This window comes from Adlercreutzia shanghongiae (assembly GCF_035830635.1).
GTDB classification, from domain to species: domain Bacteria; phylum Actinomycetota; class Coriobacteriia; order Coriobacteriales; family Eggerthellaceae; genus Adlercreutzia; species Adlercreutzia shanghongiae.
On the sequence record NZ_JAYMFI010000013.1, the window covers coordinates 55684 to 73046 of the forward strand.

The 17363-nt window shown below is 61.9% G+C and carries 1 protein-coding gene (running past one end of the window); it reads left to right on the forward strand.

Annotated elements, in window-relative coordinates; all coding sequences use genetic code 11:
• On the forward strand, positions 1-17363 hold the 5' end (the start) of the coding sequence (locus tag VJ923_RS07595) for a PASTA domain-containing protein (protein ID WP_326440184.1). 21895 nt of this gene lie beyond the right edge of the window; only the first 17363 of its 39258 coding nucleotides appear in the window; it begins with the start codon at positions 1-3; the stop codon falls past the right edge of the window.

Here is a 17363-nt window from a genome sequence, read left to right on the forward strand (position 1 = left end):
ATGGCTAATACTACGCAAAATCATCAGAATTTGACGTCGCCAGATGCGCGGTCTGGGGCGTTCGATACCGACGCCCATTGGCATACGCGCGTGCGCGCAGATACCGTGCCGGTGAACAGCTTCACCACGAAGACGTGGGCGAAGGTGCTCTCGGTGTGCCTGTCGCTGCTGTTGGCCTTCACGATGTTCGATGCCACGGCGCTCACCTCTTACGCCGATGAGGTGTCCGACGAGGCCACCCCGCTCACGAACGGCGAGGAGGCGCCTGCCGATAGCGACGCCGACCCCGCGCCGGATACCTCTTGGGCCACGGCGCTGCAGAACGCCGACATCGATGCCGACAGCTTGTCGGCGCTGCTGCCCGGCGAGCTGGTAGGCGCCGAAGAGGTGCTGCCTCAGGTGACGGCTGCCACCGAAGGAGCTATCGTCGCCGATATCGCCGGTCGCGTCGCGCCGAACCTGGTGGCCTACGGCAAGCCGTTCTCGGCCTCCCAGGGCTTCTTTGTGAAGGACGGTGCTGTTAAGGCCGATTTCGAACTGGGCGATTTGGGCACGCTGCTCGAGGGCGGCTTTGTGGCCGGCTCCAAAGCGGGCGACCGCTTCGTGCTCACCATGGAGGCGCCCTTCCTGTACACCGACGCCGAGGGCAACGTGGCCTCCACCTACTCCGAGGAGGAGTGGCGCTACCGCACCATGCTCTCTGACGTAGCCGACGCCATCGTCTCCGGCGAGCAGGGCGCTCCCGCCGACGCCGATCAGGCCGTGCAGGCCGCCGCGGCCCGCGCTGCCGATCAGAACGTTCCCGCCGACGCCATGCGCGCCGCGGTGTTTGCCGAGGCGGTGCCCGAGGGCTGGTCTGTCTTCCAGGAACATGACGGCGCCTATCTCTCGGTGACCGACGATATGATGGCTGCCGGCGTTTCGGGCCGCCTGGTGTTCCGCTACGACGCCAACGACGGCAAGCTCGATGCGGCGGCGAATCTGCCCCAGCTGAGCCTTGGCCTGGTCGGCGGAGTACCTGAAGGTACTCCCGTATCCGTCTACTACGGATACGAATACCACTCCTTCACTGCCCAAGCCGTTGAAGGCGAACCGGCCCCCGAGCCCCAGTACGGCGACGTCAAGCGCGGCGCCGCGGGTGCTTACGGCCTTACCAACGAGATCAACGACTCCGCCGCCGCCATGGCGGCATCCGTCGTTTCGGCGAACATGCCCCGCACCGAGAATGGCACGGGCAAAAGCTACCTCGCGCACACCGTCACCTACGCCGTGCCGGAAAATGCCCCGAGCGCCTCTGCCATCGCGCTGGGCGCTCTGTACCCGGCCGACGCCCAGGGCCGCGGCGCCCTGGCCCTGGAGACGCTCATGGCCTATGCCGTCGACGAGGACGGCAACCCTGCCCCGAACAGCACCGATGGCGTTGTGGACACAAGCGACGAGGCCCGCAAGGACACGTCCTTTGTCGGCGTGCCCGGCAAGGGCGGCATTATCGTGCTGGATGTAACCGGCCTTACCGAGGAGCAGGTTGCCTCCATCGACCCGATGAAGGCCTCCAGCATCGAGGCGCTGGACCTTGAGCCCATCGCCTACTCAGTGGCTTCCGACGGCCGCATCCAGCTGGCCCGGGGCGGCAGCGAGGGTGCTATTGATCCCGGTCAGAGCCGCACCCTCTATATTGCCGCGCCTTACCGCGAGGCCGACGTGACCTTCGAGGGTGATGCCGCCGAGTCTCTCCCGGTGACGGCGGTCTTCGATGCCCAGATCTCGACGGTTGCCTCGGGCGACAACGTGGTGCTTGCCCAATGCTTCACCGACCACCCGGTGTTCTCCGCCGCCGAGCCCGGCAGCGCGTTTTTGACCGACGAGGAAGAAGAAGAGGCCAAGGCCAACCAGCCCGAGCTGCCCGGCCTGCCCACCATTGCGCCGAAGACCGACGATGAAGCCGACGACGAGGGCGAGCAGGCCGACAAGCCCGTGAAGACCCCCGAACCGGTGGAAATTCCCGAGCCCGCCCTTCCGGCCGATAACTACCGCAACCACCCCGAGTCCGCTCCGGTGATGCTGTTCACCGCCGCGACGGGGGCAAGCTATCTGGCGAGCACTTATGCCGCGGCTCCCGCCATCAAGCCCTTCGCTAACGAGAAGGTGGAGAAGCTCCCCGACACCTACCTGGACCCGAACCTGCACATCGGCAACGGCACCCCGGTCGACGGCGCCACCAACACGGTGATGATTAAGACGAGCGAGCAGGTGTTCATGTCCCTGCAGCCGAACCCCACCTACAAGTCCGGCTACCTGGGTAAATCCGACATCTTCGAGATGGACGATCGTCGCGAGGCGGCGGTTATCTTCCGCTTGGATATTCCGTACCTCTACTTCAACAACAAGGGCTCGGTGGAAACGCTGGATGCCGCCGAGTGGGAGAAGAAGAACACCGAGGCTCAGGCCCCCGACCTTAAGTTCAAGAACGACCACCAGCGCCTGGTTTACAAACCCGACACTGACGCAATCAACCGCTACGACTTCTCCCAGGATGGCAAGAACTGGTATACCGTGGAGGAGATGACCGACCCCAAGGACGGCTACATTCAGAAGGGCCTGTCGGGCACCTGGTACGTGCGCTACAAGGGCACGGGCGACAAGCTCTACCAGCTGCACCCCGACGCTCTTACCCTGTCAGGTCGGGTGTACTTCGAGGGTACCGTGCCTGACAACACGGGTGCGACCATCCTGCTCGGCTACGAGTATCAAACGTTCACCAACGCCGACCGCACCGAGAAGATTGGCTATCAGCCCACTACGGTGGAGCCCGGCCGCAAGCGTGCCGATGGTGCCCAGAACGTGCTGCGCGCCACCTTCATCCAGACAAACCTGAAGTGGGAGATCAACCACTCCTCCCTGAATACCCCGGTTCTGTGGGACCACTACAACTACGCCGTGTACAAGGTGGAAGTTGAGAACCAGTCCGACACCCGCGACTCGGAAATCGACTTCATTAACTACGTGCTCTTTTTCAACGCTGCTACCGGCTCCACCTCGGGCATTCGTGCCGAGGATTTGCTCACGTGGAAGAGCACCGACCAGGGCAATACCTTCAACAAGAACAACAATGTCAAGTACGAAGAAATCGGTGCTGTCTATATCGGCAAGCCCAAGCAGGGCGGCGCTCTTATTTACGATGTGTCGAAGCTGACCGATGAGGAGATTCGCCAGATTGACATGGTGGACTTCTCCAATGTGGCGGATTTCGACCTGAAGGAGCTGTCCTACGGCACCGGCGGCAAACCCGGCCAGATCACGGTGGATATTCGCGAGTCGGAGATGCCCTTCGGCAAGCATCTGTTCTCCCATACCGCTGCGGCGAACAAGTCGGCGGGCGACGACTTTGAGCCTCCGGAGGACGAGTCGAATCGTCATACGCTTCTGGTGGCCATGCCCTACACCACGAACTACGGCAACGGTTCGGGGGGTTACACCAGGGCGAAGCTGCAAACTAATGCCACGGTAAACTTCGGCAACCGCGGCTACGACAATGATGGCAACTCCAACGACTACCAGTGGATGAAGGACAAGATCCTCTATTCGAGCTTCCAGGCACCGAAGTTCGATGTGGCCCTGAAGAAATGGGCTCGCAACGTGGACAACCCGGCGAGCAAGTCCGAAAGCGAGTATGCCCCCCTCGGCGAGATGGTCACCTACACCATCGACTCCATGGCCAACAAGGGCAATACGCCGCTGTTCGGCCTTAAGGACTCAACCACCTACGGCCCCGAGCTGTCCGACAAGCTGCCCGAGGGCTTCCAGCTGTCCGGCGTCACGGTGCGTGTTGACGCGAGCGGCGAATCGAAGCTGGTCGGCGAGAAGGACCAGGCCCATCGCAGCGCGGATTTGTCCGACTGGTACGACACCAAGTCGGGCAGTGCCGTGCTGCAGTTCGAGGTACGCGACGCCGCGGGCAACGTCTCCTGGAAGAACCTTCCTGCGGGCTTAACGGAAATCGAACGCGCCGCGGATGATAGCTACGCCATCTACCGTATCGGCGAGGTGGACGATGTGAAGGGCGGCATTGCCGAGCAGCTGGAAGCGGCCCGCATCGCGGCCATTCCGGGCCACCATGCCCAAAGCGGGGCAAATCCGACCTTCACCCATGAGTTCACCGGCACGTTCCGCTTGCTGTTCAAGCACTCGCTGCCGGCCGATACGGCCATCGCCAGCTCCGTTGACGTGACGGGCCTCATGATGGAGCGCCGCTCCAACGGCCCCAACGGCCGCTACCAGAACGGTGCCGACATCACCTACGGCAAGCGCCTGTGGACGGTTAATCCCGATGGCTATGTCCAGGATAAAGTGACTACCCCGGGTGCCTTCGCCGACTTCAACCCGCGCGACCCCGAGCCCATCGATAACACTTACGCGTTCTCGATGTACGACGGCTCCGGTTCGGCGGACGTGAACATGGCCACCGAGGCGAAAAACCGCAATGCCCTGGTGGACACGGGCAACGCCGGCTATCGCTTCAAGTTCGGCAATAACTCCAAGTCGCGCATGGCGCCGGCCGTTATTGAAATCGGGCCGGTGCCCGATGGCCGCGACCCCATCACAAGTCCCGGCGGCGGGGTGACCATTCCGTCGGTGAAGACGCCCAAGTTCGTGGCGAATCAAATCCGCCTCGGCGCGGGCTTCTTCGGCACCGACCCCACCGCGGTGGTCGACACCATCACGCTCACCTATTACGCCACGATGGAACCCGCCGATGTGACCAAGCTCACGACCACCGTGAAGCTTTCCAGCTTCAAGCAGGAAATGAAGATGGTGGACGGGGTGGCCACGCCTACGGGCTACTATTATTACGACCTGCCCAAGAGCATCGGGTATTTGTCCGGCATCAAGATGGAGCTTGAGTCCTTCAAGAAGAACATGACCGTGGATGCCGCCAAGGCCACGGTGGAAATTAAGGGCATGCCGGTGGATGTGGGCGATATCACTGTGGGCTCTTCCATCCGCACCGACTATCTGAACCCGAATTCGAACATCACCAAGACCGATTCGGCCACGCTGCATTCCATGTACGTGCCCATCAAGCCCGAAGTGAACGCCTCCTACGGCTGGGTGGATAATACCGGCACCACGAGGGCCAACACCGCGGTGCCCTACCGCTGGGGCGACATGGACGATGAAATCGCCTACTTCCGCTACGACTTGTCCAACAACTCGAAGTACGAGATGAAGGACTTCGATATCGATGCGGTGGTGAACGGCACGGCCAAGCAGAACGACGGCACGCGCGACGCGTGGCGCGGCTTCATCACCCGCTCGGTGGTGATCCCCGGCTTCTCCTACGGCGAAACCAACATCTACGATGCCAACGACAACGTTTCCGGCACGGAGACGCGCTGGCACTACAACTATGGCTCGGTTACGTCGGTCGATGTCTTCGACGGGCACAACGCCACGGCGACCATCATGAAGGCCGAAGACGCCATCGACCCCAACGGCAGCTACGACATCGAGAATGTCATTAAAGCCATGCCCCAAGCGGGCGGCACCCATACCTTCGCCGACGGCACCACCCTTACCCTTGATGCCAGCGGCACGGTTACCCTGAAGGTGGCCACCGACGGCATTGTGAACGGAAAGCAGTCGGCCGACGCGGCAGAGAAGGCCCCGGTGAAGATGGTGCGCGTGCGCTTCGGCCGCGTGTACAAAGAGATCACGAACGCCAACTGCCCGAGGGTGTACCTGTACGGGCGCGCCGATACCCACAGCAACGTGCGCACCGATGTGCACGCCTTTGCCACCACGGCGGTATACGGCCCCGATATGCAACTGCCGAAGGGCGTGCGCAAAGAGGGCAACAGCCGCAACTATATGGAGCACAACGCCACCATGACCGTCGGCACCTTCGGCTCTTCCATCGCGTGGACGGTGACGAAGAACAAGGATGTGCGCCCGAACGTCGGCACCGAGAATACGGGTCAAAACGTTGAGGTGGCCAACTACTCCGATGGCAACTCCTATAACTTCACGTTGAAGAACACCGGGCTGAACCGCGCCGACAATGCGACGGTTTCGGTGAACATCGATGATTTGAGCCCCTATCTGACAGAGCCGGTCAACGACGTCCAGGGCTTCAAGACCCGCACCGTCACCTTCAACGAGGCTCTCTTCAACTTCGGCTCGACGGTGCGCGTAGATAACACGCCGGCGAAGCTGGGCAGCGCCCTGGAGAAGGCCACGTTCTACTTCCGCGATGTCATCGACGATGGCGCCGGCAACATGAGCGTCGTGGCCAAGGGGCAAACCGTCGAGCTGACCCTGGCCGAGCTGCAGGCGGCGTTCTCTGCCACCAAGGATGCCAACGGCAACTTCGCCCTGGATATGACTAAGGACAAGTTCGCCGCGATGGCCGACTTGTACCTGGAGCGCATCGAGCTGACCTATAGCGAAGTGGACCCGCACTTCGCCGCCAGCGACAAGCACGTAAATGCCGACAAGAACCGCGATATCGCCATCAAGCTTACGGGCAAGGTGAACCATTGGTACGGTCCGAAGGGCAACAAGTTCTCCGAGGGCACCATTTCCGGGCAGAACGCGCCCGTCGAGTACTCGAAGGTGCGTGCGACCCTCGATATTACCCAGACCGCGCCTTTGGACAACCCGAAGAACCGCAATTACGCCCAGGCCTTCTTCAAGGTGTACTTCCCCGCCATGGCGGTGCGCAGCTATGGCCAGTACGGTCCCGACGAGAAGCTGAAGGAGTACTACAACAGCCACACCTACGGAAGCGGTAGCTGCTCCGATGGCTCCTACACCTTAACGGCGGTGCCCTACGACCGCGACTTCAAGATGTGGGTGAACCTGTACAACGAGCGCAACGTGTCCACCTTGGACGATGTCGATGTGACGGTGAAGCCGCCCATGGCGTTCGATAACTCGCTCGATCTGGACAACAACGTCACCGGCGACTGGGTGGGCTTCCATACCACGAAGGTTACTATCAATAAGGAACTCTTCGAGGTGTTCAGCCACGGCACCGTGGGTACGATTCGCTTTGTCGGCAAGCCCGAGGGCATCGATACTCGCAACGCAAGCGATATCGTGTGGGAGCTTAAGCCGGACGCCGCCTACCTCGCCCAGGACCGCACCAAGGTGCCGGCTGCCGAGGCTCTGCCCGATTACTTCGAGGACGCAGACGGCCATCAGTTCACCTTCGATGCCGAGGGTGACTTGGTCGTCACCGAGAAGGACCTGCGCGACCATGGCATCATGAACCTCACCCAGGTCAAGCTCATCAGCTGGCAGGACATGGATGTAGATAATTCCAGCAATCGCAATGAGCAGAACATCGTGCTGGAGGGCTTCAGCGATCAGAACTTCGACAGCTTCCGTAATCTGAATGCGTCGTCTCAGAACTTCCTGCTGAAGCTGCGCGGTCCCAAGGCGAACCCGGCCGACACCACGGACTTGAGCACGCCTTTGGGCATTGCGGTGTCCAAGGGCATGACCGGCACGCCCGTGACGCGCACCGATATCTCCCAGATTTATATGTCGAAGATGTACTTCGATACCATCAACCGTGCGGGTCTCTACGATTCGAACAACGGCGGCAACACGAACCCTGTCAACAACGGCCATCGCTTCCAGCTGAACAACCTGGGCTCGTGGGACAGCTGCCACAGCCGCCACAATTCCAGCTATGCCTCCGATGCCGAGTACAACTATGCCCTGGATGTGGGCTACAAGTCCCAGGTTTCGCTGCTGGCCGACTTCCGCCAGGTGAACAATTACTACAACGAGGGCGCCCCCGAGCGCACCTGCCACTGGGAGCGCAACAACAACGGCATGTCCTACACCGGGCCGCAGACGTTCAACACCGGCATGGTGCTGCACATGACCCAGACCATGCCCAACGGGTATTTCGATTCCTACTATCTGAAGATTCACCGTACGGCAGCACCTTACTTCGATAAGATCACGGTCACCTACTCCGACGGCAAGACGCTGGAGGTGACGGGTGACGAGATCAAGGAGCTGCTCGCGGGCACAGATGCCGACTCCAAGGAAACCGACCGCTATGTCGATGGGGAGAAATACTTCCGCTTGAATCTTCTGGCCCGCGACGCTGCCGATGAGCCCGCGGCGTCGTTCGGTGCCGCCGCGCCGCTTTCCGACTCCTATCGCCATCCCTTCGACGACTACGAGAACGTGAATGTGACGGCGCCGGGCACGCCGAAGTTCACCGTGAAGAAGATCGATTACGTCATCCGCATCAACCAGCATCAGTTCGCCACGGGCGAGAACCGCTACATTTCCGGCGAGGGCGACTGGACCGATTCCAGCACGCCCGGCGCGGCACTGGGCATGCCCGATTTCGGCACCTGGCATCCCAACGTGGAAAATACCCGCGAGGCCATCATCGACCGCATGGCCATTGAGGTGAACGGTCGCATGTACACCGAGACCCCCACGGCCGGTGTGAACATGTATGTTGATACGGCCCTTGAGGTGGGCGGCACCAACTCCGGCAACAACCGTCCCGGCCACACGGCGCTGGTCCGTTCGGACACCAAGGACAAGCGTGCGGGCAACAACGTGAAGGACAGCAACGGCGCTGCGTCTCGCACCGATCTTGACGCCGACAAGGGTCGTTACGCTTCCGGCTGGTCCTTCCAGGATTTCCATCGCACCGGCGACTACCATCACCACTACGATGGCGTGGCCTACATGCGTCATCTGCGCAGCCGCACTAATGTGGTGGCCCGGGTCGATGGCAATTACACCATGGAAGGTATCACCTGGGACGGCAACGACCGAATACAGTTGGGCGACAGTGATAACTACTATCACGGCACGACCCATGCTCTGTTCGGCGGCGATGTGAATTTCAACACCTCGTTCTATCGCCATACGATTTATCGCGGGTTCTACACCGGCGATCAGTCCTACAGCAGCACCTGGGGTTACGACACCTACTGGCCCAACGACTGGGGCTGGAACTACACGGCCTTCAGCGACAAGGTGGTGCTCGGCGACACCATGCCCTGGTGCCAGCCCGACGAGGATCTGGGCTACTACGGCTTCCTTTCCACGGGCCTGTTTGTGAAGAACGGCGTGCTGAGCCACCTGAAGAGCTACGACCGCGCCTCCATCACCTTCGTAACGCGCAAGTGGGAGGCCACCGAGGACAAGAACGACGACGGCTTCGCTATCTTCGAGGAGCAGGTCGCCGATGCACGCACCTTCAAGCTTACCCACGACGGCTTGTATGTGAAGAACGGCACCGCATGGGACAAGCTCGATGGCTACGAGGGCTTGGATTTCCTTACGGCGACGGACACGACGGGCTCGGGCGGCTACATCCAGTTTGAGCGCCCTGATGAGGTGCCCCACAAGCGCATCGAGGAGTACAAGGCCGCCAACGGCGGCAAGATGGTGACCATCCCGCTGGATACCAACGAGTTCATCGCGTCCTATTCGATGGACTTGGGCCCCTATAACGGCAACGGCGATATCACCTCCGAATACACGGGCCTCAATGTTGACCGCGACGGCAACGAGACGGTTGTCGATATCCAGCTGCTCGGTCGGCCCTACATTTATAAGGGTCAGAAGCATCCGCCGTTCAAGAGCACCGCGAAGCACGATGGCTGCGACGCTGTCGGCGATGCGCGCAACCACGTGAGCGCCAAGGCCTATCATTTCAAGGACCTCGATCCGGCGACGGGCACCTACAAGATCAGCATCAACGATTACACGGCCACCAACCCGGCGGGCGGTTCGGGCGTGCATCAGGGCGCCAACGATTGGCGCAGCTCCTCTACGGCCAGCGTGACCCATCGCAACCGCGATACCGCCTGGTTCTTGGGCTACCTCATTCCGTTCGAGTACTACTCCTCGCTGACGGTGAATGAGAGCGGAAGCCAGTATCACGACAAGGGCCATCCCAACGTGGCCGACTACCAGGAAGACAACCTCACGCCCAATATCGTGCGTTACGAGGTGCGCTTCCGCAACAACAACGACAAGAGCGAGGGCGTCGACGACGAGAACCGCGCGGCCCATATCAGCCAGGTGCGTCTGAAGACGAGCTGGAACCCGGCGTTTACCTCCGCCAACGACGCCGACGCCATTCGCGTGCAGAAAATTTATGTGCCCAAGCAGTTCGTTCCCGTGGGCGGCCATGACCGCGTAGATACCTGGTTCCGTGCCCAGGACTTCCAGTTCACGGTGCGCACGGTGCGCGATGGCGTGAACGACACGACGGCCACGGTTAAGCTGTCCTGGGAAGATATGGTGCACCTCGGCATTCTGTCGGGTAAGGTGTCCGGCACAGGCATTTCCGACACCTTCACCGGCGACTGGAACCAGAGTGCGGAGTACCCGGATTGCTACGTCATCGATGTGGAGAAGTACCTCCGCCTGACCGAGATTAAGCGGGCCAACGCCGGCAAGAGCACCGATGACCTCTTCGGCCTGCTAGGCCTGAACCTCGCGGGCTTCAAGCCGGCCGACGGTCAGACCGAAGCCGATGCCAAGAAGGCCGTGCTGGACAAGATTCAAGCCGGCATCGTGGGCCACTACACGGCGGTCAGCAAGACGAACACCCTGGGTGGCGAATTCGCCAACGATGCCACGGTGAACCTCACCTACGCCGCGCCCTACGTGACGAGCGCCCAGTTCCTGTTCGTCTCGCCTCAGTCGAACCGCGAGAAGCCCGAGACCATGCTCGACTCCGGTCAGTGGCTCGGTGCCAACTGGAAGCGCGCGGCCGACGAGACCAAGGATAAGACCACCAAGTACAACGAGGACTGGCAGCACAACTTCGCCTTTGCCTACGACGGCGTCTATGCCGACCGCGAGGTGACCGACTTCCGCACGGCCACCAAAACGGGCAACGACCCGGCTAGTGGCAACTGGAACTACTGGTCTACGCCCACTTTCGATAAGCAGGGCAACGGGTTTGACGGCATGGCCATGTACGAGAACCTCACGGTTTCCGATGTGCAGACCCGCGACCCGAACAAGAACACCCTCGAGCGCCATGAAGATAACGAGCGCGGTTACGACTTGTCCCATCGCCTGGGTGCGCTGACCACCGATATGCAGCGCGGCAAGAAGGTGATGCTGAACGGCACTGAGAAAACCGTATTTGCCTACGACGCCGATAGCACCTCGGTCGGCTCGCCGTGGTCCTATGCGCCCGATGCCACCACCGGCACCAACGGCCACAACATCCCCAATGGCGACTTGTATGCGGGCGACTACGTGGAGTACCGTCTGTATGTGGGCTCTGGGGTGCCTGCGGGCCAGGGCACCGACGGCAAGGTGCTTACCGATCTTACCTATGACTCTCGCACAGGAGACTTCCTCGAGCTTGATCCCTTGCCGCTCGAGCACGTTGATGCCCGCTTCGAGGTGGGCGCCGGCCAGCGCATCGTTGGCTGGGAAGTGGAGAAGTACTTCGATACCGCGAAGAACCAGTGGGTCGAAAACAACACGGCGTCCCACGGCACGGGCGCGGTGCAGCCGGTGACGGCGCGGCTCACCAACGCCGACGGCACGGTGAGCAAGGCGGTGGACCCGCAGGTCGACCTCTCCCAGATTAATGGCGCTGAGCAGTACGACGACAATCGCAACCTCGTGTTCTCCATCGGCAAGTCCTACACAGCGACGAAGAACAACGCCGAAGCTACGAGCCAGATTGATCCGGGCCGTGGCGTGTGGATTCGCGTCATCACCCAGATGACCGACGAGCGCGAAACCGACGAGGACTACAACGATACGGCCAATCAGTCCGATCGTGCCGACAACCCCAGCTACCAGGGCCAGTCTGCTACAGCCAATTTCTATGCCGTGGCAGCGCCTCTGCATGGCTTTACCCAGTACCGCGTGTACAACAACACGGCCGGCAGCGAGGGCGGCAACAACAAGGCTACGACGGACTTCGCGTCCGATGCGAACGAACTCGGCACCATCGCCGGCGCCCATTCCACGGGTTCGGGCGTCTCGGACAACTGCGTTGCCAATGCCGCTACCAAGCTGTGGTACAGCTTCATCACTAAGGCCGACGAGCGCACGGTACGCTTCGATAATCGCAATCAGCTGGCGGCCCACGACCACTCCGATGTGGTGTTCCACAACCACGTGAAGGAGAAGTCGGGCACCGACCCCGATGTGAATCGCATCGCCATCACACCCGAGTACTACGACTGGGAGACGGGCAAGCTTGAGCCCAAGTCGGCCTCTGGCCAGCCGGCCAACGCTGACGGCAACCGTATGCGCCTGCGGGTGACCAACATCCGCAATACCACCTGGCATGAGTCCACCGTGACGGTGACCGTGTCCTTCATGCGCTCCGTGCGCGGTCTGGGGGTTGTGCAGGGCGCCTACAACGATGGCACCCAGGGCTTCGACGCCGACGGCAATCCGGCGGGCGAGCGCTACTTCGAACTGACCCGCAAGCCCACCTACACGGCCAATGAGGCACTTGACGAGCTCGGCTACCCGAGCGCCGATATCACCAAGCTTGCTGGGTGGAACGACACCACTCCGGCGGCGCGCTTGGGCCTGACCAACGCCTCGTCTGAGGCCGACCGCAGCCATGCGCTGCTGCCGGCTTCGGTCAACCTGACCGGCGACGGTGTGGACACCGCGGCGGCCGACCGCCGTCCGGCGGTGAAGATCGAGTACTACGTGCCCGATTGGAACAAGTCCTCCGTGCCGGCTACCACCACCCTTGAAGAGCGCGAGACGGTAACGCCCGACGATGGCACGACGCCGTCGACGCCTACGGCCACCGGCGCCTGGGTGAGCTACGAAGAGCTTAAGGCCCGCTACACCGTGAACGACCCCACTGTCCCGGGCAGCGGCGCGGCGCTCACGCCCGAGAAGCACACCGCCAACGGCAATGTGTTCCGCGACGTGACGGGCGTGCGCTGGACCTACTACGATGTGCCGGCCGTGGCCACAGGAGACGTGGCCTTCCCCCTCGATGACGTATCGCTGCTCGGCGTGGCCCGTTATGAGGACACCCGTCTCGATTCCACGGCGGTGAACCACCTCGCCGGCGAGCAGGAGAACCTCTGGTCTCCCTACAGCCAGGTGGACGTGGCCTTCACCCATACCGATCAGCAGAAGACGACCCTCGATTTCGTGGATGTGGCGAAGAGCACCACGGCCACCCCGGTGCTGAAGGACAACGCGCCGGTGACCCACGGCACGCTGCTCACCAAGCAGGACGAGGGCAAGCGCAAGGTCACCACGGTGTGGCGCCGTACGCCTGTCATGCGGTTCCAGAACCAGGTGTTCCAGTCCCAGAGCGAGGCTGAGGCCAAGTACAACGCCGACGCCAACCAGAAGACCGGCTACGTGGCCGGCGAGCAGCTCTGGTACAAGAACACGCTGATCAACGTCCCCAAGACCACCAACGATGGCATCACCACCCTGGAAGGCGAGCTGTACAACCCCGTCTTCTACGAGATGATTCCCACCGAGTACCTGAAGGCCGACGGCGACGCCAAAATCACCGCCCAGTGGCTGGCCAACCATGTGAAAGTGAGCTGGTACGAGAACTTCTACAACGTGGGCACTGGAAAAGTGGAACACCCCGACAAGGACGTGTACGCCCAGCGCACCAACGGTATGAAGCTTATCGTGGTGCCCGTGGCCGACTACACGCTGCCCGATTACGGCGGCGCCATGATCTACAACAACTATACTGCCACCCGCGGCAATGGCCAGAACACGAGCAACGTGACGACGCGCGGCGGCCACGGCAACTACTTCTCCCCGCTGAACCCCACGGCGGCCGGCACGAGCCAGACCACGTCCTTCACGCTGTTCAAGATCGCCTGGATTCCCCTGGATGAGGCGCTGCCCAAGGACGCGGCCGAGCCTGCCGACGGGCGCTATCGCACGCTGGTGGCCGACGGCACCCGGGGCGGCTCGGTGGTGGATGCGCCGCTGCAGTACGACCGTCCTGTGGATACGGTCATGCCGAACGCCACCCGCATGGAGGTGGGCGACCGCATTGAGCTGAGCTTCGACATCTACGCGTCGGTGGACAACCTGCCCCAGGTGTACCAGCGCCACGGCATCACGGGCGACCGCCTGAACGCCGAAGGCACCACGACCGGCCTTGAACCGGCCTACTTCCCCCGCGTGGGAGAGTACTACTACGCCGATTACGCAAGCTGGTACGACAACTGGTCGGGCCGTATCAACCCGCTCAACGGGACTCAGGGACCCATGGATACCTGGGAAGGCTACTACTTCAACACATCCAACATCCTCATGGACATGGACTTCCTCATGCTGGACTCGGCCTTCTCGGGCGACAAGCCGGAGCAGACCGACACCTGGGAGATGTTCGATGGCTCCTGGACCTACATCCCCGGCGAGCAGATCTCCTACGGCCATTACGGCTCGGGCTGGGATGTGAACAACTGGGGCAACAACGGCATGGGTTGCTACGCCTATCCCTACGACGACCATTCCGGCGGTGTGAACTATCACTCGAACATCCAAAGCTCGGTGGGCTCCGATGCCACGTCCATCGGGTACTTCCTCGACAGCGACATAAAGACCTCCAACAACAAGCAGCCCATCCGCTACACGCCGCGCCCGCAGGCGGGCACGAAGGAGTCGGTGGAGTTCCAGCTGCCCGGCGACACCCACTATGTATGGTGGTACGACGGCGACGACACGGCCAACGTGGGCGCCGGCAACCGTGCGTGGGAGAACAGCTACTACGGCAACGGAGCTCCGTCGCTGACCAACCGCAACCGCTATGTGCGCGACTGGTACGCCTACGTGGTGAAGCCGCGTGTGAACGCCACGCCGGATGACGCCCGTTGGGAATCGAAAACGCCGCTTGTGTGGTCCGAGACCCGCCTGCATATGCAGAAGGCGTGGCTGGCCACCTCGAGCCGCTTCATCTCGGCGGCGACGGCTACCGAGGGTTCCGGTGTTTCCAACTACGAGGCCCAGCGCTTCTACAACAGCGAGGACAGCCATGCCGGTTGGAAGGTGGGCTCCTACGACTATTCCGGCCAGCACTACCGCGACCATCGCGGTGTCATGGTCGGCCAGTACACCACCGCGCTGGAGTACAACCAAGACTTCATCAGCGAGCTTGTGGCCTACAACTACGGCGACCGCAACCTCGATGGCGTGGAGTTCACCTACGTGATGCCCCGTGGCGTGGAGCCCAAGATCGGCGGCGTGGTGAAGCCGGCCGATGATGACGATGATCTGGACGACAACGTGGTGAACTACTACGGCAAGGTGGTCATGCAGGTGAACGCCGAGGGCTTGGAGGCCCCCATCATCGTTGACGTGGTCAGTGTCACCGGCGATGTCGTTCTTGAGAACTTTGCCCTTACCCCCAACACGCCGGTGGTGCTCGGCGGTATGCAGAAGGCCACCGAGGAAGGTGGCGAAGACACTCCCTACACCTTCCCCGAGGGCGACTACTGGATCGTTATCAAAGAGGTGGGCGAGACTCCCGAGGGCCTTCCCTTCGCGAAGGGCGACTACAGCTACACCGTTCTTCTGACCGATGAGGACGGCAAACGCGTCAGCGAGAGCCGCCCGACGCCCTACAAGCCCCTGGCCTTCCACGTCACCTCCCACGATGGCATGGTGGCGGCCAACCCGAGCGAGACCGGCGAGGGCGACAACAAGGTGTCCACGGGCATTTCGGCTTCGGTAGACGACGCGCTTCTCCCCGAGAAGAAGAAGATTTACGCCGAGGATGACGGCACGAGCACCGGCACGCTTGTGCCAGTGAAGCTCACTCGCTACAACGGACTGGTCATTAACGGCGAGACCCCCGATGGCGATACGGTCATCACCATCAACGGCAAGAACTACCTGAAAGACGCCAACGGCAAGTACGTCAAGTGCGAGGACACCGGCCGTTTCGTGGAAATCGCCGTGTACGATGCCACCGTTCCCTCGCAGGTGAACGCCGAGCTTTCACTTGACCGCATCGAGCTTACGAGCGATGTTACCGTGCAGATCAACGCCGAGGGCGCCAGCCCCGATGCGCCGGCCACGATGCAGATCGTTGCCATGGTGCCGCGCGAGGTTGAGCGCGAGGTTGAGAAGCAGAAGCTCGATGCTAAGGGCGAGCCGATGGTCGATGCTGCGGGCAAGCCGATCATGGAGACCACGACGGTGACCGAGACTGTCTACGACGAGGGTGCGCCTGTCGAGGGCTTCGATAACATCTCGGTGGTGGCCAACGAGCCGGTGAAAATCGCCTCGTTGCCCCGCGGCCACTACGGCGTGAAGATTATCGCCTCTCCCCAGATGCCCAGCGAGCTGGGCGGCGGCCTGAGCTACTCCTATCCCATCGAGGCGACCCACTTCTACGTGGTCGGCCTGGGTGCCGATATCGAGATTCCCGCCTATGAGCTGGAGCATATCTGGGATGTGAGCACGCTGTCGCTGACCGTGGAGGCCTACGGTGCCGATACGCCGGCTGAGGTTATCATCCGCAACGAGAACGGCGACATCGTTGACCCGAAAACGGGTGCGGCCGTGCTGCCCGGCGAGGACGGCAAGCCGGTTGATGACGCGCCCTATCGCATCGCGGTGAACAAGGACGTCAGGACCGATCTTGCGAAGCTCGCGAAGGGCATCTACTACGTCACCATGGTCAAGGCGCCCACTATGGGCTACGACTACACAGTGAAGGAAGCGGAAGTCGTCGACGGTGTGCCCACGGGCAATGAGATTGATGTGCTCAAGCACGGCAAGTGGGATTTCATCGCCCCGACTGGCTCGGTGACGGTGGAGGCTGACGGCCACGGGAGCGCCATGGACATCACCATGACCTGCACCTTGGGCGATGCCCCGGCGGTTACGGCCGGTCAGTCCGCCGTGCGCCTCGATATCAAGGCGCCCGGAGCCCCGGAGAAGGCCATCTTCAAGTACAACCTCTGCCAGGTTGTCACCACCGGCGAGGGCGAGGCTGCGACAGAGACCGAGGTGGAAATCGACCAGCGCCTGGAGGTGTTCGCCAACCGCCCGGTCTTCCTGAAGAGCCTGGCTCCCGGCACCTATCGCCTGACGCTTGTGGAGTCGCCCAAGCTGGCCGATGGCACCACCTTCGCCTTGCCGGAGCGGCCCGTCGATTTCGTGGTTGAAGCCGGCGGTGCCCATGTTGATTTGGCGGTGCCGGTGGAAGTGGGCAAGAACCCCAGCCGGGTCACGGTGCGCGTGAAGGCCAACGACCTTGTTATCCCCGCTGGAGGCACCTTTACGTTCCGCCTGGTGGACGAGGCGGGCGATCCGGTTCAGATTACCGATGAGAACAACGAGCTAGTTGACAGCCGTACCGTGTCGGCCACGGCCGA